Source organism: Flavobacterium sp. IMCC34518 (assembly GCF_027111095.2).
GTDB classification, from domain to species: domain Bacteria; phylum Bacteroidota; class Bacteroidia; order Flavobacteriales; family Flavobacteriaceae; genus Flavobacterium; species Flavobacterium praedii.
The window spans coordinates 1,932,705-1,957,298 of the sequence record NZ_CP114284.2 but is presented as its reverse complement, the minus strand read 5'-3'; the positions used below and the strand labels follow the sequence as shown (position 1 = coordinate 1,957,298).

Annotated in this window: 19 protein-coding genes; 6 read left to right on the top strand and 13 right to left on the bottom strand. The window is 34.4% G+C overall.

Annotation, left to right across the window (positions count from 1 at the left end):
* Window positions 1-55: 55 nt before the first annotated feature.
* From OZP06_RS08485 to OZP06_RS08450, 8 genes are all read right to left on the bottom strand, one after another.
* Window positions 56-1,192: a pyridoxal phosphate-dependent aminotransferase family protein gene (locus OZP06_RS08485; protein ID WP_281324482.1), complete on the bottom strand. Its 1,137-nt coding sequence runs from the start codon at window positions 1,190-1,192 to the stop codon at window positions 56-58.
* A gap of 111 nt (window positions 1,193-1,303) precedes the next feature.
* Window positions 1,304-1,585: a F0F1 ATP synthase subunit epsilon gene (locus OZP06_RS08480; protein WP_264565893.1), complete on the bottom strand. Its 282-nt coding sequence runs from the start codon at window positions 1,583-1,585 to the stop codon at window positions 1,304-1,306.
* Between the two features lie 84 nt (window positions 1,586-1,669).
* Window positions 1,670-3,181, bottom strand: coding sequence for a F0F1 ATP synthase subunit beta (gene atpD, locus OZP06_RS08475; RefSeq protein ID WP_269224497.1), 1,512 nt, complete (start codon window positions 3,179-3,181; stop codon window positions 1,670-1,672).
* 224 nt (window positions 3,182-3,405) lie between these two features.
* Window positions 3,406-4,905 carry an SGNH/GDSL hydrolase family protein gene (locus tag OZP06_RS08470; RefSeq protein ID WP_269224496.1) on the bottom strand — a complete coding sequence of 500 codons (1,500 nt, stop codon included), beginning with the start codon at window positions 4,903-4,905 and terminating at the stop codon, window positions 3,406-3,408.
* 37 nt (window positions 4,906-4,942) lie between these two features.
* A complete protein-coding gene (locus OZP06_RS08465; protein WP_269224495.1) occupies window positions 4,943-7,780 on the bottom strand; it encodes a TonB-dependent receptor in 2,838 nt (945 codons plus the stop codon).
* A gap of 302 nt (window positions 7,781-8,082) precedes the next feature.
* A complete protein-coding gene (glmS, locus tag OZP06_RS08460; RefSeq protein ID WP_281238275.1) occupies window positions 8,083-9,930 on the bottom strand; it encodes a glutamine--fructose-6-phosphate transaminase (isomerizing) in 1,848 nt (615 codons plus the stop codon).
* Between the two features lie 8 nt (window positions 9,931-9,938).
* Complete coding sequence (locus OZP06_RS08455; protein ID WP_269224494.1) at window positions 9,939-11,588, bottom strand: DUF4270 domain-containing protein; 1,650 nt, start codon at window positions 11,586-11,588, stop codon at window positions 9,939-9,941.
* A 21-nt stretch (window positions 11,589-11,609) separates the two neighbouring features.
* Window positions 11,610-12,416 (bottom strand): glycogen/starch synthase, encoded by an 807-nt coding sequence (locus OZP06_RS08450; RefSeq protein ID WP_269224493.1) that lies wholly within the window; start codon window positions 12,414-12,416, stop codon window positions 11,610-11,612.
* 107 nt (window positions 12,417-12,523) lie between these two features.
* Here OZP06_RS08450 and panC point away from each other — a divergent pair, with 107 nt between their 5' ends.
* The 5 genes from panC to OZP06_RS08425 all read left to right on the top strand — a co-directional run bounded on the left by panC (window position 12,524) and on the right by OZP06_RS08425 (window position 18,523).
* Window positions 12,524-13,372, top strand: coding sequence for a pantoate--beta-alanine ligase (gene panC, locus OZP06_RS08445; RefSeq protein ID WP_269224492.1), 849 nt, complete (start codon window positions 12,524-12,526; stop codon window positions 13,370-13,372).
* A 5-nt stretch (window positions 13,373-13,377) separates the two neighbouring features.
* Window positions 13,378-13,728 carry an aspartate 1-decarboxylase gene (gene panD / locus OZP06_RS08440; RefSeq protein WP_269224491.1) on the top strand — a complete coding sequence of 117 codons (351 nt, stop codon included), beginning with the start codon at window positions 13,378-13,380 and terminating at the stop codon, window positions 13,726-13,728.
* Window positions 13,729-13,906: 178 nt separating this feature from the next.
* On the top strand, window positions 13,907-15,157 hold the full coding sequence (locus tag OZP06_RS08435; protein WP_281324481.1) for an alpha/beta hydrolase-fold protein: 1,251 nt from the start codon (window positions 13,907-13,909) through the stop codon (window positions 15,155-15,157).
* Window positions 15,158-15,159: 2 nt separating this feature from the next.
* The gene (gene radA / locus OZP06_RS08430; protein ID WP_281324480.1) at window positions 15,160-16,521 is read left to right on the top strand and encodes a DNA repair protein RadA; all 1,362 of its coding nucleotides are present in this window, start codon (window positions 15,160-15,162) and stop codon (window positions 16,519-16,521) included.
* 40 nt (window positions 16,522-16,561) lie between these two features.
* A complete protein-coding gene (locus tag OZP06_RS08425; protein WP_269224489.1) occupies window positions 16,562-18,523 on the top strand; it encodes a biosynthetic peptidoglycan transglycosylase in 1,962 nt (653 codons plus the stop codon).
* Window positions 18,524-18,840: 317 nt separating this feature from the next.
* Here OZP06_RS08425 and OZP06_RS08420 read toward each other — a convergent pair whose 3' ends face one another.
* The 5 genes from OZP06_RS08420 to OZP06_RS08400 all read right to left on the bottom strand — a co-directional run bounded on the left by OZP06_RS08420 (window position 18,841) and on the right by OZP06_RS08400 (window position 22,536).
* Complete coding sequence (locus OZP06_RS08420) at window positions 18,841-19,878, bottom strand: NADP(H)-dependent aldo-keto reductase (protein ID WP_281238281.1); 1,038 nt, start codon at window positions 19,876-19,878, stop codon at window positions 18,841-18,843.
* Window positions 19,879-20,040: 162 nt separating this feature from the next.
* Entirely contained in the window at window positions 20,041-20,307 is a 267-nt protein-coding gene (locus OZP06_RS08415; protein ID WP_269224488.1) for a type II toxin-antitoxin system RelE/ParE family toxin, read from the bottom strand.
* Window positions 20,297-20,551, bottom strand: a complete 255-nt coding sequence (locus OZP06_RS08410; protein WP_269224487.1) for a hypothetical protein — start codon at window positions 20,549-20,551, stop codon at window positions 20,297-20,299. Before OZP06_RS08410 ends, OZP06_RS08415 begins: the two co-directional genes overlap by 11 nt.
* A gap of 106 nt (window positions 20,552-20,657) precedes the next feature.
* Entirely contained in the window at window positions 20,658-21,596 is a 939-nt protein-coding gene (locus OZP06_RS08405) for an OmpA family protein (RefSeq protein WP_269224486.1), read from the bottom strand.
* Between the two features lie 178 nt (window positions 21,597-21,774).
* Complete coding sequence (locus tag OZP06_RS08400; protein ID WP_269224485.1) at window positions 21,775-22,536, bottom strand: exodeoxyribonuclease III; 762 nt, start codon at window positions 22,534-22,536, stop codon at window positions 21,775-21,777.
* 193 nt (window positions 22,537-22,729) lie between these two features.
* Between OZP06_RS08400 and OZP06_RS08395 the strand changes: the two genes are divergently transcribed.
* Window positions 22,730-24,532 carry a GNAT family N-acyltransferase gene (locus tag OZP06_RS08395; protein ID WP_269224484.1) on the top strand — a complete coding sequence of 601 codons (1,803 nt, stop codon included), beginning with the start codon at window positions 22,730-22,732 and terminating at the stop codon, window positions 24,530-24,532.
* Window positions 24,533-24,594 lie beyond the last annotated feature (62 nt).

Sequence of the window (24,594 nt, the reverse complement as noted above, 5' to 3'; positions counted from 1 at the left end):
ACACCTTTGCGTTTTTCACTTTGAGAACCTTAGAGTTATATTTTTAAATTTATTTCTAAAAAACAAAGCTACTCAATAACGTCAAGACTTTGGTAATTTCTTCTTTGCTATTAAAACTGTGCAAGCAAAACCGCAATCGTTCCTGTCCTTCGGGAACAGTTGGCGAAAGTATGGCTTTTACATCAAAACCATTTTGTTGTAGCAAACTCGCAATACTTTTTACCTTTTCATTTCCTGGAATAATCACACTTTGAATAGCCGATTTACTGCGAACAAACAACGGATTCAAATACAACATTATTTTTACCTGATTGAAAAAAACAATATTCTCTCTAAGCGATTCAATTGCATTTTTATCGGTTTCTAAATGATGGTAGCCCATTAAAATAGTTGCAACAGAATGTGGAGAAAGTCCTGTGGTATAAATAAAACTTCGAGCAAAATTCACGAGATAGGACTGTAACTCATTCGAACCCAAAACAACTGCTCCATGACAGCCCAAGCCTTTTCCAAAAGTCATAATTCTAGCAAAAACCTTATCCTGTAATTTCAAACTTTGAATCAATCCTTCTCCTTTTTCTCCAAAAACACCCAAAGCATGAGCTTCGTCCACCACTAGATAACAGTTGTACTTTTCAGAAACAGCAATCAATTCCTCCATGTTGGGACAATCGCCATCCATAGAAAAAACAGATTCAGTCACAATATAGATTAAAGTGTTAGGATTTCGTTGAATTAGCAACTCCAAATCCTCAAAATCATTGTGTTTGAATTTATAGGCTTTGGCAATCGATAATTGTATGCCATCTCGAATCGAAGCGTGACAAAGTTCATCATACAAAATGAGATCCCCTTTTTGAGGAACAGTGCCAAAGAAACCAACATTGGCATCATAACCCGAATTGAACAGTAAAGCAGTTTCTGATTGATGGAATTGGGCAATTTTGTGTTCTGTTTCGGTATATAAAGAGTGGTTTCCGGAGAGCAAACGCGAACCCGTGGCTCCGTTACTTTTTATATTTCGATCCAAAAAAAGTTGATGGGTCTCGTTGAAAATTACCTCAGATTTAGATAAACCAATATAATCATTTGAAGCAAAATCGATTAAATCATTAGGTTGAGGAAGAATCCTTAATGATTTATTTTGTTTGCGGATTTCGAGTTTAACGGCAAGGTTTTTGGGAAAATTCATAAAAGCAAATTTAAGAAAATATTTTTTTTACCTAATGATCTTATATAATCTATTTGCTCAAAATAAAAATGCCTGACAAGAGCCAGGCATTTTTTTTAAAACTAAATTGTCTTAGTCAGCTAAAACAATTACTTTATTATCTTTTAACTCCAGAGTACCTGAGGCAATTTCTAAAGTATAATTTTGATCATTTACTTTGGTAAATAAACTGGCAGTTTCTTCGTTTAAATCAAAGCTAGGAGCAGTGATATTAACGGTTCCTTTTTGCAATAAAGAAACTATTGGCGCGTGGTTATTCAACATTTGAAAACGACCGTCTACTCCTGGAACAGAAATAGAAGTGATTTCTCCTGAAAATAATTTCGCTTCTGGTGATACTATTTCTAATAACATATTTTTTATAGTTAGAAGATGGAAAATGAAAGATGGAAGATGAAGAATTTACTTCTAACTTCTAACTTCTGACTTCCAACTTTATTAAGCTTCTGCCAACATTTTTTCTCCAGCCTCGATAGCTTCTTCAATTGTACCTTTAAGGTTGAAAGCTGATTCTGGCAAGTGATCTAATTCACCGTCAATAATCATATTAAATCCTTTGATAGTATCTTTGATGTCTACTAACACACCTTTCAAACCTGTAAATTGCTCTGCAACGTGGAAAGGTTGAGATAAGAAACGTTGTACACGTCTAGCTCTTGAAACCGCTAACTTATCATCTTCAGATAACTCTTCCATACCTAGAATCGCAATAATATCTTGCAATTGTTTGTATTTTTGAAGAATCTCTTTTACTCTTTGTGCACAATCATAATGCTCATCACCAATAATATGTGGAGCTAAAATTCTTGAAGTAGAATCCAAAGGATCCACCGCAGGATAAATACCTAACTCCGCAATTTTACGAGACAATACAGTAGTAGCATCAAGGTGAGCAAACGTTGTTGCTGGCGCTGGATCTGTTAAATCATCCGCAGGAACGTAAACCGCTTGTACAGATGTAATAGAACCTTTGTTTGTAGAAGTAATACGCTCTTGCATCGCACCCATTTCAGTTGCCAATGTTGGTTGGTAACCTACCGCAGAAGGCATACGACCTAAAAGAGCCGAAACCTCAGAACCTGCTTGTGTAAAACGGAAGATATTATCAACAAAGAACAATACGTCTTTTCCTTGATCAGAACCTGCTCCATCACGGAAATATTCAGCGATAGACAATCCAGAAAGTGCTACACGAGCACGAGCTCCTGGAGGCTCATTCATTTGTCCGAAAACGAAAGTAGCTTTAGACTCTCTCATTCCTGGCATATCTACTTTAGACAAATCCCATCCTCCATTTTCCATAGAGTGCATGAATTCCTCACCGTATTTTATAATTCCTGACTCCAACATCTCACGAAGTAAGTCATTCCCTTCACGTGTTCTTTCCCCTACTCCTGCGAATACAGAAAGTCCACCGTGACCTTTTGCAATATTGTTAATCAACTCCTGAATCAATACTGTTTTACCAACACCAGCACCACCAAACAATCCAATTTTACCCCCTTTTGAGTAAGGCTCAATTAAATCGATTACTTTAATACCTGTAAATAAAACTTCAGAAGAGGTAGATAAATCTTCAAATTTTGGAGCTTGCTTGTGAATTGAAGTTCCGTTTTCACCTGTTTTTGGTAAAGCAGGCAAACCGTCAATAGCATCACCAATTACGTTAAACAAACGACCGTAAACATCGGCACCAATTGGCATTTGGATAGGATTTCCTGTTCCAACCACTTCATAACCTCTACTCAAACCATCTGTTGAGTCCATCGAAATGGTACGCACCGTGTTTTCACCAATGTGAGATTGTACTTCAAGTACTAATAACGTACCATCCTTTCTTGTGATTTCTAATGAATCATAAATTTTCGGAAGTTCAACATCTTTTCCGTTGAAAACTACATCGACTACTGGTCCAATGATTTGGGCAACTTTTCCTATTACTTTTGACATTACTTATGTGTTTATTAAATAGCTATTTAGGTTTATGAAATACAGCCCATCGAAATCGCTCGACTGGATACTTTTTTCAGAGTGCAAAGATAATTTTTTAAAATATAAAATCAATATTTTTTTATGTTTTTTAATATCTTTTTAAAAACTGTTTTTAAAGTGTTTCATTTAAAACAAAAAACCACCAACTTTCGTTGATGGTTTTGATGTCTATTTGCTCTTTATTATAAAGAAGCTGGATATTGAATTTGATAATTTCCTAAATCTACTGGTCTAAGTGTAGAACCGTATTTAGCATTAATCGCTTCTGCAAATTTATTAGCAATAAGCGCATATCCTCTTGCAGATGGATGTACTCCATCTAAAGAGAAAGCACCACCAGTTACATAAGTTGCAGACATGTGATAATTACCAAAACGAATTCCTCCACTTACTAATTGATCCATGATTGCTTTAGCATCAACAAAAGCTAATCCGTTTGCATCAGCTGCAGCTTTAATTGTTACATTGTAAGCATCTGTTGCAACCTTAATTTCTGCAACTTCTGTTGGGAGTAAAACATAGCGATCAGGCAACGGGAACGTAACCCCTAATTGACTTAATAAAGGACTCGGTGAAGTTACGCCATCAAGAATCATAGAAGGCACCTTTCCTATTCTTTGAGAAGCTCCTAAACAAATTAAATCTGTTGGAATTGTCTGTCTTGCTTTTCCAAAAACTTGACCTAAAGCAGTTGCTGTAGGAACATCAAGACCTCCACCTACTAATACAGCTGTTAAAGATGTTGATAAATCTGTTAAGTTTTCATCAATCATTAACATTGGATTATTACCTGTAGTTGATAATAAATTAATTCTACTACCCTGTCCTAAATAAGCAAGTGCATTGTGTAGCGGACCGTATAATTGTGCATTTAAAACACTTACTTGATTAACCCCAGAAACCGTTAAGTCGCTTTGTTTTAATTGGTTATATTTAATAACGTAAAAATATGGTAAAGTTGTTACATAAGGCAAATTAGCAACTACTCCTTTTCTACCTCCAGTAGCAAGTTGACTAGCTAGTGTATTGTAAGTAGCATCAAAAGTTGCCGTAGGCGTTAATGGGTTTACTGTTGGATCACCTCCAGCAGTAGCATAGCCTAATTCATCATTTCCGCCAATCCACAAAGAAAAGAAAGTTGGTGATTGAGCTACTGCATCGTCTATAACTGTTGCCATTGGTGCGCTAGCAAATCTTGCAAAATAAGGGTTTCCAGCTACACTACCATATCCCGCAGCTAGTAAGTGAAAACTTTTTGCCCCTGGAATCCCCATGTTGTTGAAAGATCCCGACAGATGTGCAGATTGACTTGTTGTGGCAACTTGACTATAAGGAGGCATTGCAACCGAAGCTGGTCCTGAACCGTTAAAATACAATCTAGGTGTATATATTGCTGATCCAGCAAAACCACCAACATTATCAGCCATTAATGGCGTAGTAAACACTCCTCCACCTGCTTGAGCAAATTGTCCAGCTAGAATATTAGGATATGAATTTTCTTGTCCTTTTATAAAAAGTGCACCATCACTAAACCCTGCTGCGAAAGAGTCTCCCAAAGCCACATATTTAGAGAAGTCTGCTGAACCCGCAGTTATAGGAACGTCTGTAACTACTTCATCATCATTATTACATGCTACAAAGCTTAAAGAAGCTAATAGTAGCCATTTGAAATTTTTTATCATATTCTATATTTTTAAGTTTTTGTCTTGTCTAATTTAATTATGGATTAATTGTCATTGAAGCAAACCACTGTTGCCCAATTGAACCAGCTCCAATTACTTGAATATAATCTTTACCTCCAATGTTTGTAGCCCCAACTTTGAATAATAATTTACAGGTTGGAACAGCATAATTGATTTGAGCATCAACTACAGTGGCCGAAGGAATCATACCATCAGCAAAAGAGGATTGCCATAAATACTCAGAATTCCATCTTACATTGGTATTGAATCCAAAATTTTTAAATAATCTTGTATTCCCTAAAGAAGCTTTAACCCTGTGTTTCGGAGTATTAAATCCAGTTACAAATCCAGGATCTTGTGATTGATCAAAATCCAATTGAGAATAATTATAATTCACCCCTAACTCAAAGTCTTTATATACCTTTTTAGACAAACCTGCACCAAAACCTAAAGAAGCCACATCTGCAGAAGTATTTGAATATACTTGGTAAATCCTTCTATCTCCTCTAACCAAAGCATAAACTGGACTTATAGGGTCAGTTGCAACAAAAGCAGCATTCACATCACCATAATACACACCAGCCACTCTTGATGTATTCAAGAAATGATTGTATTGATTGTAATACCCATTGATATCCACTGATAAGTCATTATTTAATATTGTTCTATACCCTAATTCATAAGCTTTCACTTCTTCAGGACGAACTAAATTTACGTTTGCCGATTTTAATTTAGCAGCAGCTCCAGCCACATCCGATGGATTCTTAGCCAACTCTTTACCAAATTCTTGTACCGAAGTTAAGGTATAAGATTTATTGTAAGCATTTGTTCCATCCATAATAACAGTTGCAGTAGGTTTTCCTATAGCTGTATAGGCCGCTTGACCTGCCGCACTTATATCTCTAATTTCAGAATAACGAACTAAATTTTCCGGCGCAGAACCAATTAAAGCAAATGGTCCTAAATCAAGTCCAATATATTGATCTTGTGTAGTAGGATTTCTAAAACCTGTTTGGTAAGAAACTCTAAAATTGTGTGTTTTTTTAGCCCCAGCCGAATAAACTGCAGAAATCCTAGGAGAAATATTTCCATCAAAATTTTGACTTTTGTCGTAACGAATAGAAGCAACCAACTTTAAACGATCTTCCAAAAGCAATTTAGACGCTTGAGTATAAATACCATATTCATTATAACGAATTGGACCATCATAATCGGTAAAAATAGAACCACTAGAATTCATTTCGTATTGACGAGCAGAACCACCTACCTGAATTTCAGCAAACTTCATTAAATCTTTAAAATTATAGTTTACATCCGCATGATAAATTTTCGATTGATCTGTAAATTTCGAACCTTTTGTAAAGTCTGGATCACTTTTAACCGCATTTAAAGCAGCATTAAATTCAGAAGAACCTGGCTCAAATCTTGGTTTACCAGTAGGAGTAGGTAAAAAAGTCTCTAATCCTACAGGCTTAATATTATAATCGGCATAGTTTCTAGCATTTAATGCAGATAAAGTTGCATCTGTACCTAATACTGCACCAGAATACTGAAACGCAGTAGCATAATTAGTAAACCATTCCGTATCCGATTTAGCAGCTCTTTGAACATTCCAACCTGCAAAACGCATATCATAAGAATTTCCAGCATCTTCAGCAGAACGATAGGCTCTTGCAAAAAAGTTTTTCCCTTTTACTTCAAATTTAATTTGACTCATAAAGAAATCATTCAAAGCGTATCTATTCGCTCCTTGATAGATCGTATTCCCTAATCCTAATTTGTATTGAAGAATAAATTCAGTGTCATTTTCCCATGGTTTGAAATGCATAGAGAAATCGGCTTTTACACTGTTTACTTTATTATCATTCAAATCTTTTTCACGGTATCCTGTTCTACTTACTTGCCCTACATTAGTAATAAAAGTAGTCACCTCATCGCCATAAATATTTAAACCATCATAATTTTGATTTGTTTCATGGCCTATAGTTCCGCCAGTCATACTTCTTCTATCATCAGCGATCCATTCTGTAGCTTTCATATAGTTAAAATTAGCTTTCACTGCAAAATGTTTACTAAAAGCTGTAGCGGCTCTAAGCCCCATGTCAAAATAATCATTGGTTCCCGCCACATCTTGAGAAGTTTGACCGTATTTTACATAAGTACTAATCCCTTGATTCGTAAAAGGACTTTTACTATTCATGAATAAAATTCCATTGAAAGCATTAGCACCATACAAGGCAGACGATGCTCCAGGCAAAAGTTCTACACTAGCTACATCAATATCAGAAAGCCCAATTAAATTTCCCAAAACAAAGTTCAATGCAGGAGAAGAATTATCCATTCCATCTACCAATTGCATAAAACGAGTATTTCCTACGGCAGCAAAACCTCTGGTATTAACCGTTTTGAACGAAATACTACTCGTATTGAATTGTACTTCTTTTAAATTCTCAAGACCATCATAGAATGTTGGAGCAGTAGTACTTTTTACTTGTGCAATTCCCATTCTCTCAATCGTAACAGGAGATTGAAGCACACGTTCAGGAGCTCTAGAAGCAGAAACAACAATTTCATTTAATTTTGTTTCTTCCGAATTAATTTTAACCCTAACTTTTTGAGATACCGTTTCTATCTTTAACGAAGAAGACAAATACCCTAGGGCGGTAACTTCAATTGAAAATGGAAGCGTTTGATTTGTGACCAAAACAAAAGAACCATCATAATCCGTAATAGTTCCTTCCTTTGATCCAGCAATCGAAACATTTGCTCCTGGGATGGGTTGATTATTCTCATCAGTTACAACACCTTTGATAGAATTTTGCGCAAAAGATATGCTACAAAAGAACAATGTTAAAAAAAGTAAATACAATCTCATTTCTCTAATTTTTGTTGGTTAATGGCGCCAAATTACATATATTTTTTAATTATCAATAGTTTTATTTAAAATATTTGTTATTATTATTAACGTTTACATCAATTAAATAACAATTTCATATTTTTACTTTTTACACTTTTAATAATAATATAATGCGATATACATATTAAATACTATGCATACATAATAATTTAGCAATTCTATTAAATTTATCATAAAATTTACATCGATTTCGTAAAAAGTAAAAAACAAAAAAAGGCGAGAAATAAATCTCGCCTTTTTTAAAATTTTAAATAAATTAACTATTCAACAGTTACCGATTTTGCTAAATTTCGAGGTTGATCAACATTACAACCTCTCATAACAGCTATATGATAAGATAATAATTGCAAAGGAATTGTTGTAATCAATGGAGATAGTGCATCTGATGTTTCGGGAATCTCAATTACATAATCCGCTAATTCACGAACTTGAGTATCTCCTTTGGTAACAACAGCAATAATTTTACCGCTTCTTGATTTAATTTCTTGTATATTACTTACTATTTTGTCATAATGCCCTTGTTTTGGTGCAATTACAATTACTGGCATTAATTCATCAATTAATGCAATTGGACCGTGTTTCATTTCGGCAGCAGGATAACCTTCAGCATGAATATATGAAATCTCTTTAAGTTTTAAAGCTCCTTCTAATGCAACTGGAAAATTATAACCACGCCCTAAATACAAACAATTTGGAGCATCTTTAAATATAGCGGCAATTTCTTTTGCTTTATCATTAGTCTCTAAAGCTTCTTTAACTTTTTCAGGAATTATTTCTAATTCTTGTAAATACATATGGAAATCCGACTTAGATAAAGTTCCTTTGGCTTGAGCCAAACGAAGCGCAATCATTGTTAACACCGTAATTTGAGTAGTAAAAGCTTTTGTAGAAGCCACACCTATCTCTGGTCCAGCATGTGTATAAGCACCCGCATGAGATTCTCTTGAAATAGAAGAACCTACTACGTTACAAACACCAAAAACAAAAGCACCGTGCTCTTTTGCTAATTTAATAGCTGCCATTGTATCAGCTGTTTCACCAGATTGAGAAATAGCAATAACAACATCCTTACTATTAATTATTGGGTTTCTATATCTAAATTCAGAAGCATATTCTACTTCAACAGGGATTCGAGCAAACTCTTCAATAACATATTCGGCAACCAGACCAGCATGCCATGACGTTCCGCAAGCAATAATAATTATACGATCTGCATTCAAAAACTTCTCAAGATTATCTTCAACACCTGCTAATTGAACAATTCCTTCATTGGCATGTAATCTTCCTCTGTAAGTATCTTTTATTACACTTGGTTGCTCGTAGATTTCTTTTAACATAAAGTGATCGTAACCCCCTTTTTCAATTTGTTCCAAATTCATTTGAAGCTCTTGAATATAAGGATCAACAATAGTATCATCTTTAATTTTACGAACCTTCATCGGTCTATGAAGTCTGATATTAGCCATTTCACCATCTTCAAGATAAACCGCATTTGAAGTATATTCAATAAATGGTGAAGCATCAGAGGCTATAAAATACTCTCCTTCACCTATACCAATAGCCAAAGGACTCCCTAAACGTGCAGCAACAATTTCATTTGGGTTTTTTTTATCAAATACGGCAATTGCATACGCACCTACTACTTGATTTAAAGCTACTTGAACTGCTTTACCTAATTTTAATTTTTCCTTTTTTTGAACTTCTTCAATTAGATTGATCAAAACTTCAGAATCAGTATCAGACGTAAAAACATACCCTCTATTTATTAACTCTACTTTTAAAGGAGCATAATTTTCGATGATTCCATTATGAATAATTACTAAGTCACCGGAATTAGAAACATGAGGATGAGAATTGACATCATTCGGCACACCATGAGTCGCCCAACGTGTATGTCCAATTCCAATTGTTCCGTTTGTAGTAATTTCTTTCTCTGCTTTTGCTTCAAGATCCGAAACTTTTCCTTTAGTTTTAGACAACTTTATGTTTTCACCATCATACAACATTACACCCGCACTGTCATATCCGCGATATTCCAACCTTTTTAATCCTTTTATAACAATAGGATAAGCTTCTCTATAACCAATATATCCAACTATTCCGCACATACTATATTTTAATTAGGTTTTGTATAATAAATTTCGAATTTCAATCTTTTTTTATCATCTATTGGCAAATTATTACCATATAGAATAACTCCTAGCGGATTCATCACAGAAGCCATTGGTGCAAATAATGGACTACCATTTTTATCTTTTAATGCATAAAAACTGGATTTATTTATATCCTCTGTAATTACAAGTCCCAACTTTACATTGGTAGAATCTTTATATTTAACAAGATTTCGTATGTGATTTGTAATTCTCAATTTATAATAAGAACCGCCACCATTGGCTGCCGTTTCTTTAGCAAGTATACCTCCAAAAATGTATTTATTATATTTAGTGTTTGAAGAAACCGTGGTACTTTCATAATAATCCGATAACACCTGATTGTTCGTATAATCATATAAATAAATTCTCTGCGGCACAAAACTGGAACCCATTTCGGTTGTATTTAAATGAAAAACTAAATTAGCTTGATTAATAAGATATTTATTGGTACGCATTATATCCAAATTATCAGGCACTCCATTTTTCAGGCCGCTAACGCCATCTTCTCCAAAATTATCTACATCTCCAAACAATTTCACAACAGATAATGAACCTGCCCCTCCTTTTAGATAAAGATTAGGATCTCCATTAACTTCGTCTACATTAGATTTTAGGGTTGCACTGATATACTTTGCATTACTATTACTTTCATCTAGCAAACTAACCGTATTCCCTTTTAATTCCAATATCAAAGTTTTTTCAACAGCTTTTGAATCAATAGTTTCTGAATAGGTTACGGTAATCTTTCCAGCTTTAAAATTCAACATCGCTAAATTTCCATCATTACCATTTACCGCTTCTATATTAAAAAACAATCCTCTAAAATAATTTTTAAAAATTTCATTGGTAGCTAATGAACCCGCTGGCGCACCTAATGCTCCGAATAATTTTTCCTGAAAAAAGGCATTATTCAAATTCAATTGCATACCTGGAGGAGTTCGCGTGACAACATCCTTACCATCAACTTGTGTAGTAACCCTATGTTCTGAAGGATCAAAAAAGAACTCCAAATTTTGTGACAAATCCGTTTTATCATCATTAAGATAGTAAGGTGCATTATTCAATGGAATTATTTGAGAATAAAAATCATCATACTGATCATTATAAAATTTTTGTGGCTTCAAAAACTGCTCGGCAGGATCTAAATCCCTCATAAAATAACCAGATTCATAGATACTGAGTTTCATCTTAGATTTTTCTGGTAGCCCATAAATTGAATCCAAAACATAAGTACTGTTCCCATTTGAATTATCCAGAACCGTTTTAGTTTTATCATAAAAATAAGGTACCGTCAACACAACACTTTTTACAGTTGCAGTTTTATCGATAGTTGGACCTGGCGACGCTAACGCTAATTGAGTTACAAAATTAGCTTTTGTAGTACCAAAAGAAGGATTTACATAAATACCAAAAGCATTTACTTCCAAGTTATTGGTCTGAATTGCATTTAATTTTTGATTATATGCAACAACTGGAAACTCTTCTTTTGTAATACCAAAAGAATCACTATCTATAAGATCTTCACCGATAACACTAAACTCTTTATCACAGGAAACTAAAAGTGCACTAAATAAAAGGAAAGGAATTATTTTAAAAAAGGAATTTTTAAGCATATTTATTCGTAAATGAATTATTTATAACAACATATTTTTATAGAACTCGGTATAAGCTACCGCAAACTCTTCTTTAGATTTCAAAGTTAAAAAAGGTTTGTTTGAAGACTCTATATATTTTGTTAAACTTGAAGACACTCCTCCAGATGCAATTATAACAGCATCAGAATTAAGGATGGTAGTTTTCATGATATTTTCATAATTTGGAATCTCCAAATCGGTAATTGCTTCATCTGGAACACCATCAAATCTAACTTTATTGATCATTTCAACATCCAAAGTCCCATCAAATGATTGACTATAAACAGAAGTTACAATTTTAGTATCTGAAAATAAAGCTTCGTTTTTGTAAAAATGTTTCATATAAACCGGCAACATAGAAGCCATCCAACCGTGTACGTGGATAATATCTGGAACCCAATTTAATTTTTTAACCGTTTCTACAACACCTTTGGCAAAAAAGATAGCGCGTTCATCATTATCAGGATACATAATTCCTTCTTCATCGGCAAAAGTGGCTTTTCGCTTAAAGTATTCGTCATTATCGATAAAATAAACCTGAATTCTTTCCTTTGGAATAGAAGCAACTTTTATAATCAGTGGCATATCCAAATCATTCACCACTAAATTCATTCCAGAAAGTCGAATTACTTCATGTAATTGATGTCTTCTCTCGTTTATATTTCCATACCTTGGCATAAAAATTCTAATTTGCCCGCCTTGATCATTAATCATTTTTGGTACGTCATAAGACATTAATGAAACCTCATTTTCAGCGAGATAAGGCACAACTTCAGATGATACGTATAATATCCTCTTATCTTTCATAGTATAAATTGATTAAGTATTGGCAATAAAAACCACGCAAAATTACAAAATTTTATGCAGTTATGGACTAAAATATTAAGTTTGCACCTAATATAAACAAAACGACTATGCAAATTTTCTATGGAAAAGCAGCTTTAATGGACTATTTAAACTCCATAAAGACTACAAATTCTACAATTGGATTTGTTCCAACTATGGGTGCTTTACATAAAGGTCACCAGTCCCTAATGTTTGAATCTATTAAAGAAAACGACATAACTGTTGTTAGTATTTTTGTAAATCCAACACAATTTAACAATCCTGATGACTTAGAAAAATATCCTCGAACTCTAGAAGAAGATATTATAAAAATCTCCAATATCCATTCAGACATAATCGTCTTTGCTCCTACTGTTGAAGATATGTATGAAGGAAATACCTTATCACAGTCATTTGATTTTGATGGGCTAGAAAATAAAATGGAAGGAAAGTTTAGACCCGGACATTTTGACGGCGTTGGTACCATTGTAAAACGTCTTTTTGAAATAGTTTCTCCTACTAGGGCTTATTTTGGAGAGAAGGATTTTCAGCAAGTACAAATAATAAAAAAATTGGTTGAAAAAAACCAAATTCCGGTGAAAATTATTGAATGCCCTATTTTTCGAGAGACAAACAACTTAGCGATGAGTTCTCGAAATGAACGCTTAACTTTGCAACAAAGAGAAGAAGCTGGTATTATATACAAAATACTTGTCCAAGCAAAATCTATGTTTACAAATAATAGCGCTCAAAAAATCAATTCATGGGTAAAAAAAGAATTGGAAAAGAACAAAACCTTTACTTTAGAATACTTTGAAATTGCAGATGAAGCTACTCTTTCGACTTGCATTAAAAAAAATAAAAACAAAAAATATCGAGCATTCATAGCTGTATTTATCAATAACATTCGATTAATAGATACCATTTCATTAAATTAAACACTATGCACATTCAAGTTGTTAAATCAAAAATACACCGAGTAAAAGTTACAGGAGCCGACTTAAACTATATCGGAAGCATCACTATAGACGAAGCATTACTGGAAGCTTCCAATATAATAGAAGGTGAAAAAGTTTCTATTGTAAATATAAATAATGGAGAACGTTTTGATACCTATGCCATTGTGGGTGAAAAAAATTCAGGAATAATTACACTTAATGGACCTGCTGCGCGTAAAGTACAAAAAGACGATATTATCATCATTATTTCGTACGCAACATTAGAATTTGAAGAAGCAAAAACTTTCAAGCCTTGGATTATTTTTCCTAATGAAAACGACAATAGTTTGACATAATTTAATTTAAAAAATCGAAATCAATTTCCAAAAATTCTGTATACAATTTAAAAGTATATTTACTGCTAAAAAATAACTGACATCAATTCGTATAAAATCGCCATGACAGAAGTTGTCGCAAACACCAATGAAGATCTGGCGATACCCTATTCCTATAAAAAACAAATATTATCTACATATGAAACAACTAGTATCACTTTTAATAGGACTTATCGCAATTACAAGTTATTCGCAGGTAAAAACTATAAGTTATAATTCAGGCAAACTTCAAGAGAAAAGAGAACTATACATTTCCCTTCCTGCTTCTTATGAAAAAAATCCAACGAAAAAATACCCTTTACTTTTCGTTTTAGATGCTGATTATTTACTAAATCCTTTTTTGGGAACTTTAAAATATGGCGCATATTGGGATGATTTACCCGAAGTAATTATAGTAGGTATAGCCCAAAATGAACAAAGATCAATAGATTGTGGTTTAGACGAAGTCACTGGAATGCCTGATGGTAAAAGCGTTGATTTTTTTGATTTTATTTCGCTAGAACTTATTCCATATATACAAAAGGAGTACAGAACAACCAATTTTAAAATCATTGCTGGACATGATATCACAGCGGCTTTCTCTAACTTTTTTCTTTACAAAGACAATTCTTTATTCAATGCATACATAAGTTTAAGTCCAGAATTACCAGTAAATATGGAAAATGAATTGCCTGAATTTTTAGCATCAAGCAAACTTCCTCTTTTTTATTACTTATCAACTGCTGATGGTGACGAAAAAAAAATGCAGGAAAGAATCAAAATCATGGACACCAAAATTAAAGCCATTCAAAATCCTAATTTAAATTACAAATTTGAGGATTTTTCAGAAACATCTCATTTTTCGATAGTATTACATTCGGCTCCTACTGCCTTATATCAAATTTTTGCAGCTGCTCAACCGATTTCCAAAAACGAATACTCCACTAAAATAGCCACATTAAAAGAGGGTTATGTCGATTATTTAAAAAATAAATATGATATTATAGAAAATTCATTTGGAATAAAAAGTACCATTCGGATTAATGATTTTAAAGCAATTGAAGCAGCTATCTTAGAAAACAAAGATTATAATGAGCTAGATGGTTTGGCTATACTTGCTGACAAAAGTTATCCAAAAAGTATGTTAGGCGACTATTTTTTGGCAACTATGTTTGAATACAAAGGCGATAATCCAAGAGCTGTTCGTTATTATATGTCAGGATTTAACAAAGAAGAAATTGCTGATCTGACCAAAGATATGATGTTTGCCAAAGCAGAAGAATTGAAAAAAACCTTTGCAAAAAAACCAAAAATTAAAGGCAAAGTTGGTCAAGTCGAAGAAACCAAAGAAGTTCCTGCAGAAGAGACTCCTGCAACTGAAACTCCTGTTACCGAAGAAAAAAAACAATAAAAATGGCCAAAGTAAAAACAACCTTTTTTTGCCAGAATTGTGGCGCACAATATGCCAAATGGCAAGGACAGTGCAATTCCTGCAAAGAATGGAATACTATTGCTGAGGAAATTATTCAAAAACAAGAAAAAGTAGCTTGGAAATCAGAATCTTCATCTACCAGTAAAGCGCCAAAACCTTTACGAATTAACGAAATTGACAGTGCTGAAGAAATCCGATTGGACACTACCGACAATGAACTAAACAGAGTCTTGGGTGGCGGAATTGTGCCTGGCTCCTTAATTCTTTTGGGTGGTGAACCAGGAATTGGAAAAAGTACGCTTTTGCTGCAAATATCTTTAAAACTACCCTACAAAACTTTATACGTTTCGGGTGAAGAAAGCCAAAAGCAAATCAAGATGCGAGCGGAACGCATCACTCCAAACGGAGACAATTGCTATATTCTTACCGAAACCAAAACACAAAATATCTTCAAACAAATTGAAGCCATTCAGCCCGAAATTGTAATTATTGATTCGATTCAAACCTTACATACCGATTACATTGAATCTACTGCGGGAAGTATTTCTCAAATAAGGGAGACTACGGCTGAATTGATCAAATTTGCAAAAGAAACCAATATTCCCGTAATTTTAATTGGTCACATTACCAAAGACGGAACTATAGCTGGGCCAAAAATTTTGGAACACATGGTCGATACAGTGTTACAATTTGAAGGTGATCGCAACCATGTTTATCGTATTTTGCGCTCGCTAAAAAACCGTTTTGGTTCAACAGCCGAAATCGGAATCTACGAAATGTTGGGTAGCGGTTTACGAGAAGTATCTAATCCTTCCGAAATACTAATTTCACACAAAGACGAAGAACTGTCGGGAACGGCAATTGCCACTACACTCGAAGGCATGCGTCCCTTGATGATCGAAATACAATCACTAGTCAGTACAGCCGTTTACGGAACTCCTCAGAGAAGTACAACAGGTTACAACGCCAAAAGACTGAATATGATTTTGGCCGTATTAGAAAAAAGAGCAGGTTTCCGATTGGGAGCCAAAGACGTTTTTCTGAACGTAACTGGAGGAATATCCGTTGATGATCCTGCCATTGATTTGGCTGTAGTTGCCGCCATTTTATCGTCTAATGAAGATATTCCTGTCAATAAAGACTTTTGTTTTGCAGGTGAAGTGGGACTTTCAGGTGAAATTCGCCCTGTGAACCGAGTAGATCAACGCATTCAAGAAGCAGAAAAATTAGGATTTTCGACTATTTTTGTATCCAAATACAATAAAATTGCCTTAAAAAACACGGGTATAAAAATTCAATTGGTGGCTAAAATCGAAGACGTGGCCAGCCAATTGTTCGGATAAAACACTATTTTAAAAAAAGAATCACTTTTCCATTTCAAACATGAGAACTAACAAACAAAAGTTACTATTGGCTTCCAAAATACTTGGAATCGTTATTGTTGTACTCCTAATTGGTTTTCTAGCATTTAGAAATGAATTGTTAAACCAAGCCATCGATAAAGTTTCAACCACAATGAAACTGGAATACAACAGCGAATTTGCCATAAAAAAAGCTTCTTTTGATGGTGTTTCGGGAATAGAATTGGACGAAATTACTTTGGCTCCGAAAAATCTGGATACCATTTTTAAAATTCAAAAAATAAAAACCAGTGTTAATTTATGGCGATTGCTAATCGGCGATGTGCAACTCGGTACCTTGGAAATAAAAAACGGTTATGTTCAGTTGACCAAAAAAGGCAAAATAAAAAACTTTGGCGCTTTCTTAAAAAAAGACAAAAACGAACCGAGATCTACTAAAAAAAGAGATTATGCCGAATTTGCCTATCGCATTATCTCCAAAGTCCTTAATTTGGTTCCAACAGACATGAATATTGAAAATCTAGTATTCAAACTCGATGATAATGGCAAAAAAGCAACAGTAAACATCAAAAAACTATCCTTATTTGAAACCAAATTGGAATCGGCTATCGACGTTCAAACCAATACTTTTGCACAAAGATGGAAAATCAATGGAATGGCCGATCCTAGAAACAAAAAAGGTGATCTACGTTTTTTTAATATTGACACTGGCGCGATTAAAGTTCCTTATTTTGATGAGCGTTACAACCTAAAAGCAAGTTTTGATTCCATCCGATTCAATGTTCAAAATATTGACATGAGTGGCGGCGAATTGCACTTTGACGGTTATACTTCGATTACAAATTTGAAAATGAATCATAAAAGGATTGCCAACAAAGATGTTGTCATCAAAAATGCGAGATTTGATTATCGTTTCTTATTGGGTTCGGATTTCATCTCTATTGACAGCAGTTCGACCGTTCAATTCAACAAAATTAAACTTCATCCTTACCTTTCCTACAATACCGAAGAAGATACGGTTTATAAACTCAAAGTGGCTATTCCAAAAATGAAAGCGCAAGACTTTATTTCTTCTCTCCCTGATGGTTTATTTACCCATTTCCAAGGTATGGAAGCCACTGGAGATTTTGATTATAAATTGGATTTTATGTTCAACAAAAACAGACCCAATACCATTGTTTTTAAGAGTAACATAACCAAACAAAATTTAAAAATAAACAAATACGGAAATATTGACCTGGGCAAATTAAATGGCGAATTTACATATCGCGCTATTGACAAAGGTGTGCCACAACGCCCTGTTTTTGTAGGTGCCAGCAATCCGTATTACACGACTTTGGACCAAATTTCCCCTTACTTGCAAAAATGCGTTTTAACATCTGAAGATCCTTCTTTTATGTCACACCACGGCTTTATAAACGAAGCCTTCAAACAGTCGATTCTGAAAAACATTCGCACCAAAAAATTCTCTCGTGGGGCGAGTACCATAAGCATGCAATTGGTTAAAAACGTATTTCTTACCCGCGAAAAAACCTTGTCAAGAAAACTGGAAGAAATTCTGTTGGTGTACATCATCGAAAACAATCACATCACGAGCAAGCAACGTATGCTGGAGGTTTATTTTAATATTATCGAATGGGGACCAAACGTATATGGAATTGGTGAAGCTGCCGAATTCTACTTCCAGAAAAAACCAGCCGATTTGAACGTAAACGAATGTTTGTACTTGGCAACAATTATCCCAAAACCAAAAAAATTCATGTGGCAATTTGACCAGGAAGGGTTGCAAAAAGCCTATGCAACCAAACAACAGACTTTCTTGAGAAATTTAATGTTTCGCCGTGGTTTGTTAGTACCTGAAGACACTATTGGTTTGTCTAAATCTATCCTATTAACGGGTCGAGCGCATTCGTTATTGAACATCAAAGTTCAAGATACAACGGTAATTGACTCTATGGCGGTGAAGGAAGAGTTTGATTTTTAAAATTTACAGCTTAATTCTATAAATAACAGCATCTGTTAAAATAAATTTTCAAACCATATAAGTCATGTAAGTTTTTAGGCTGAATAATGCTAAGTAAAAACTAAGTCCATTTAAATAAATACAAAACTTTTTTCACTTATTTTTACTTAAACCACTATTTGAAAAGCTAGTTTTATTTGTCTTATTTGACTTATATGGTTCAAAATAGAATGCTGTTTAAAATAGAATTTAGCGGAATTTACAGATCCTCAAAAAATGTTTTTTTTTTATAAAATAACCCTTTCAAAGTTTTAAACTCTGAAAGGGTTATTCCATTATTAAGGTGCTGGATCTGGAATAACGGCTTGGATAGCATCAATCTCTTTCAGAATATCTTCGGTCAGTGTGACATTAATGGTGTCGATATTTTCTTTGAGCTGTTCCATTGTTGTAGCGCCAATAATCGTACTGGTCAAAAAAGGTTGTTGCTCTACAAATGCTAAAGCCAATTGCGTCAAAGTCAATCCGTGTTTATGAGCTAATTCTTGATATAATTGGGTAGCCTCGGTGCATTTAGCACTACTGTATCTGGAATATTGGGGGAACAAACTCAATCGTGCATTGGGATGACTTTCGCCTGTTAAAAACTTACCTGATAAAACACCAAAAGCCATAGGTGAATACGCCAATAATCCCACATTTTCTCGAAGACAAACTTCGGCGGAAGCATTTTCGAAAAGGCGATTTAGCAAAGAATATGGATTTTGAATCGTTTTAATTCTGGGTAAATTATGGTATTTACTTTCTTCCAGAAAACGCATCATTCCCCAAGGATTTTCATTGGAAACTCCAATATGCTTGATTTTACCTGCTTTTACAAAACCATCCAAGGCTTCCAAAACAGCATGAATATTGTCTTCCCAAGCATCGTCTTGAACTTTGAAACCCCTTTGTCCAAAAAAATTGGTTTTTCGTTCTGGCCAATGCAATTGATAAAGGTCCAAATAATCGGTTTGAAGACGTTGTAAACTATTGTCTAATGCATACTGAATACTAGCTGGTGAAAAATCTAATTTTTCGCGCATATAACCGAAAATTGGACTTGGACCCGCAATCTTTGATGCTAGAACCACTTCGTCTCTTTTTCCGGTTTTCTTGAACCAAGAGCCAATAATTCTTTCGGTGCTTCCGTAGGTTTCCTGCTTTCCTGGAATCGAATACATTTCGGCAGTGTCAAAAAAGTTAACGCCTTTCTCAAGTGCATAATCCATCTGGGCGTGCCCTTCAGATTCTGTGTTTTGTTGACCAAAAGTCATGGTACCAAGACATATTTTGCTAACTTTTATATCGGTATTCGGTAAAGTTGTGTATTTCATTTTTTTTTAGTGCCTAAGATTCGGATAAACTAAATTGCTAAGTTTTTTTGACAGCAAAGATAAAAATTAGTTCTTCTTTTCTGGTTTGACATTTCCTAATATTAACATAAAAGGTTCGACGTTTTCACGCGAACCTTTTGTAAATTTGTAAGTAACTATTTTTTATTTCAAACTCTTAATTGGATCTTGAAGCGTATTGAAAACCCTAACTACAGTAATCACGTTATCGTTTAATTGATACAACAATTTGTAATTCCCAACAATTATTCTTCTGCAATCTATACGATATTCATCAAATTGAAATTGTTCTGAAAACACAATATCTAAAGGAGCTTTTACAATTTCAGTAAATTTAACATAAGAAACAGTCCCAAAAATTGTACGCAAATCACGCTTTGCACTTGCTGTCCAGGTAATCCTAAAGCTCATTTTTCCATACTTCAATCTCTTTCAGTAATTCTTCATGAGGCGTTATTCTACCATATTTCAAATCTGTCAAACCCTCTTCAACTCTGTCATTATATTGCGAAATAGTCAAGGGAAGCCCCAAGGCATCAGATGCTATAATTTCACGATCGTATTTATCTAATAAATCTGAAATTTGCTTCAATATAAAATCATTGGAATGTTCCATTTGCTCAATGATCTTGTTTTTTAATTCTATTGTAGACATAATTCTTAATTTACAATCCCAAAGTTACAAAAAAAGGTTCAACGTTTGCACGTGAACCTTTTTTAAACTTAGAATCTTAGACTCTAAGCAACTTAGACTCTTTCTCCTAAAACTCATTCAACATTTTTGAAATTTCATCTAATCTTGGAGTCAAAATAATTTCGATTCTACGATTTTTGGCTTTCCCATCGGCAGAAGCATTGCTTGCTAAAGGTGAATATTCGCTTCTTCCCGCAGCGGTAAGATTTTGTTTGTTTACTTTTTTGTTTTCTCCCAAAATAGTAACAATCGCCGTAGCTCTTTTGGTTGAAAGATCCCAGTTATCGGCTATTGGTCCAGAACCTTCGTACGGATCATTATCAGTGTGACCTTCTATCAATACAGAGATATCGGGGTTGTCTCCCAATACTTTCCCCACTTCAACAACTGCTTTTTTACCTTCCGAACCTACTGCCCAACTACCGGAGTTGAAAAGTAATTTGTTTTCCATAGAAACATAAACTTTTCCGTTTTTTTGTTCAACAGTTAAACCTTTACCTTCAAAACCGTTTAGCGCTTTAGAAAGTGTTTCTTTTAGTTTTTTCATACTGGCCTCTTTGGCAGCGATAAGATCTTCTAACTCTTTTAAACGTTGGCTGCTGGCATTCAGTTTTTCTTGTTCTAGTGCCAATGCTTTTGCTTTAGCATCCAATTGCGCCAATAATTCACGGTTCTTTTTCATATTGGCTTCCAGTGATTCATTGCTGTTTTTTTCTAAAGCAGCGTAGGAATCTTGCAAAACTTTCATTTTGTCTTTGGCAGCAGCATAATCGGCTTGTACTTTGGCCAGGTTGGCATTGACGTCGTCTAGATTGGTTTGCAAAGCCGCTTTCTCTGTTTCCAATTGTTTTTTGGAAGCCAAAAGTGTTGCATTTTCATCAGAAATGGCTCTGTTTTCTTTCTTTAAATCGGCAAATTTAGTTTCAAGTTCATTGTATATTTTCTTGGAAACACAAGATGTGGACAGTGCGAGAATTAAAAGTCCGATGGAAATTTTTTTAATCATTTGGATTGAATTTAATATTTATATGTAGTATTTGAGGTCAAAAGTTCTTGTAAAATGTAATGCCTTAGCCCCGATAGCAGTGGAAATCCTTTTTATTTTTTTATTTAAAAAATAAAAAGATTGCAACGGATAGCGGGATTAGCTCCTTAAAACTTTCATCATTTCTATTGAAATTGTTCTATTCTATTTCGACCAAAACGGGGCAATGGTCGGAATGCATGGCGTCTGGAAGTATAACGGCTCTTCTGAGTTTATGTTTTAAGGAGTCGCTCACTAAATTGTAATCGATACGCCAACCTTTGTTATTCCCGCGGGCTCCGGCGCGGTAACTCCACCATGAATATTGGTGTGGCTCACTGTTGAAATGGCGAAAACTATCCACAAACCCAGATTTCATAAACTTGTCGAGCCACGCTCTTTCTTCGGGTAAAAAACCGGATGTGTTTTTGTTTCGAATAGGGTCGTGTATGTCGATGGCTTCATGGCAAATGTTGTAATCACCGCAAATGATTAGATTGGGAATGTCTTTTTTGAGCTGATCAATATAGTCTTGAAAGTCGTCCATAAACATAAACTTGTGACTTAAACGATCCATATTAGTTCCCGATGGCAAATACAGACTCATCACAGAGCAGTCGTCAAAATCGGCACGAAGGTTGCGTCCTTCAAAATCCATGTGCTGAATTCCAGTTCCATACACTACGTTATTGGGTTTTGTTTTGGAAAGAATAGCAACGCCACTATATCCTTTTTTGGTAGCGGGATAATAATATTGATACGGATAACCGGCTGCGGTTATATCTGCAACAGGGATTTGTTCTTCGGTGGCTTTGATTTCTTGCAAACAGATTACATCGGGATTGGCTTGTTGCAACCACTCGATAAAACCTTTGTTTATGGCTGCTCGAATTCCGTTTACATTATAGGAGATAATTTTCATTTTTTAGTTATCTATTGTTTTCAAAAAAATATAATTCAGGCTCGTTTGGACGCTCCACTTTTTTTAAAAATATTAAAAATTATTTTTTGTCGAATCCAAAAGTAACAAAAAATAGAAAGATTGATTCAAAATAAAACATAAAAAATGGAGTATTTTGCTATCTTTGTAATTAGCTCAAAAAAGAAAAATATAAATGGGTTTAGTTACCGCAAAAGAAGTTGCAAAGGCAATTAATACGGATAAGTACGGTGTTTTTGGCACTTTCACAGGTTGGTTATTGATGAAAGTATTGAAGATTTCGACATTAAATCAAATATACGACAGGAACAAGCATTTGAAAGAGTTGCCGTTCTTGAATGCCATATTGGATGAATTTCAAATTAAGTTTGAGATTCCTGAAGAAGATTTTAAACGATTACCAAAAGATGGTGCCTACATTACCATTTCAAATCATCCACTTGGAGGAATTGATGGGATTTTGTTATTAAAATTGATGCTCGAAAGAGAACCCAACTTCAAGATTATAGCTAATTTTTTATTGCATCGCATTGATCCGATGAAACCGTATATTATGCCTGTGAATCCTTTTGAAAACCATAAAGACGCCAAGTCTAGTGTGGTAGGAATTAAGGAAACTCTGCGTCATCTTAGAGACGGAAAGCCATTGGGAATGTTCCCTGCAGGAGAGGTTTCTACCTATAAAGATGGTAAACTCGTGGTTGACAAGGCTTGGGAAGAAGGTGCTATTAAAGTGATCCGAAAAGCTCAAGTACCAGTGGTTCCTATTTATTTTCATGCCAAAAACAGTCGTTTGTTTTATTTTTTATCCAAAATAAACGACACACTTAGAACAGCTAAGCTACCTTCGGAATTATTGACTCAGAAAGATCGTATTATTAAGGTACGAGTTGGGAAACCGATTTCGGTCGCCGAACAAAATGAACATGAATCGATTGAAGAATACACGGAATTCTTGAGAAAGAAAACCTATATGTTAGCCAATCCATTCGAAAAAGAAAATAATTTTTTGAATGCTGCGAGTTTAAAACCTACAAAAAGTCCAAAAAAGATTGTTACTCCTGCAAGTACTGAAAAAATGATTGCAGAAGTAGAAACTTTAAGAACAAAGGATTTACGTTTGTTACAAAGTAAAAACTACGAAGTATTTTTTGCAGAGGCCAAGCAAATACCTAATATTTTACATGAAATAGGTCGTTTGCGTGAAATCACTTTTAGAGAAGTAGGAGAAGGAACCAACGAATCCATTGACATAGACAAATACGATCAATATTACCGTCACCTCTTTTTGTGGGATGATGATACCAAACAAATTGCTGGCGCCTACCGCATGGGATTAGGATCGCAAATTTTTCCGAAATATGGAATTGAAGGATTTTACCTGAATGGGCTTTTCCGTTTTGAACCCGAATTACATGACATGATGAGTAAGTCTATTGATATGGGTAGAGCCTTTATCATCAAGGAATATCAGCAAAAACCAATGCCGTTGTTCTTGTTGTGGAGAGGAATTATACACACGACTTTACACTATCCAGAACATAAATATTTATTGGGTGGAGTGAGTATTAGTAATCAATTTTCGGATTTCTCAAAATCATTGATGATTGAATTTATGAAATCACACTATTACGACCCTTATATTGCACAATACATTCACCCTAAAAAAGAGTTTAAAGTCAAATTAAAAGACGCCGATAAAGATTTTATTTTTGATGAAGCAGAGGCTGATTTGAATAAATTCGACAAATTGATTGATGAATTGGAACCTGGTATTTTGAGACTTCCAGTATTGATTAAAAAATACATCAAACAAAACGCTAAACTTGTTGCATTTAACGTAGATCCTTTATTCAACAATGCAATAGACGGACTGATGTACATTCGAATTTCGGACATTCCAGAGAGCACCATGAAACCAGTAATGGAGGAATTTCAAGCAGAATTAGAACGTAAGTTGAATGATAAAGAAGAGTAGTTTAGACTGCAGAAATTAGAACACAGAATTTAGAATTTAGAATTATAAAAAAATCCCTTTGG

Coding starts and splice junctions, on each gene's coding strand:
- OZP06_RS08485 (WP_281324482.1), bottom strand. CDS start 1,192: ATGAATTTTCCCAAAAACCTTGCCGTTAAACTCGAAATCCGCAAACAA.
- OZP06_RS08480 (WP_264565893.1), bottom strand. CDS start 1,585: ATGTTATTAGAAATAGTATCACCAGAAGCGAAATTATTTTCAGGAGAA.
- atpD (WP_269224497.1), bottom strand. CDS start 3,181: ATGTCAAAAGTAATAGGAAAAGTTGCCCAAATCATTGGACCAGTAGTC.
- OZP06_RS08470 (WP_269224496.1), bottom strand. CDS start 4,905: ATGATAAAAAATTTCAAATGGCTACTATTAGCTTCTTTAAGCTTTGTA.
- OZP06_RS08465 (WP_269224495.1), bottom strand. CDS start 7,780: ATGAGATTGTATTTACTTTTTTTAACATTGTTCTTTTGTAGCATATCT.
- glmS (WP_281238275.1), bottom strand. CDS start 9,930: ATGTGCGGAATAGTTGGATATATTGGTTATAGAGAAGCTTATCCTATT.
- OZP06_RS08455 (WP_269224494.1), bottom strand. CDS start 11,588: ATGCTTAAAAATTCCTTTTTTAAAATAATTCCTTTCCTTTTATTTAGT.
- OZP06_RS08450 (WP_269224493.1), bottom strand. CDS start 12,416: ATGAAAGATAAGAGGATATTATACGTATCATCTGAAGTTGTGCCTTAT.
- panC (WP_269224492.1), top strand. CDS start 12,524: ATGCAAATTTTCTATGGAAAAGCAGCTTTAATGGACTATTTAAACTCC.
- panD (WP_269224491.1), top strand. CDS start 13,378: ATGCACATTCAAGTTGTTAAATCAAAAATACACCGAGTAAAAGTTACA.
- OZP06_RS08435 (WP_281324481.1), top strand. CDS start 13,907: ATGAAACAACTAGTATCACTTTTAATAGGACTTATCGCAATTACAAGT.
- radA (WP_281324480.1), top strand. CDS start 15,160: ATGGCCAAAGTAAAAACAACCTTTTTTTGCCAGAATTGTGGCGCACAA.
- OZP06_RS08425 (WP_269224489.1), top strand. CDS start 16,562: ATGAGAACTAACAAACAAAAGTTACTATTGGCTTCCAAAATACTTGGA.
- OZP06_RS08420 (WP_281238281.1), bottom strand. CDS start 19,878: ATGAAATACACAACTTTACCGAATACCGATATAAAAGTTAGCAAAATA.
- OZP06_RS08415 (WP_269224488.1), bottom strand. CDS start 20,307: ATGAGCTTTAGGATTACCTGGACAGCAAGTGCAAAGCGTGATTTGCGT.
- OZP06_RS08410 (WP_269224487.1), bottom strand. CDS start 20,551: ATGTCTACAATAGAATTAAAAAACAAGATCATTGAGCAAATGGAACAT.
- OZP06_RS08405 (WP_269224486.1), bottom strand. CDS start 21,596: ATGATTAAAAAAATTTCCATCGGACTTTTAATTCTCGCACTGTCCACA.
- OZP06_RS08400 (WP_269224485.1), bottom strand. CDS start 22,536: ATGAAAATTATCTCCTATAATGTAAACGGAATTCGAGCAGCCATAAAC.
- OZP06_RS08395 (WP_269224484.1), top strand. CDS start 22,730: ATGGGTTTAGTTACCGCAAAAGAAGTTGCAAAGGCAATTAATACGGAT.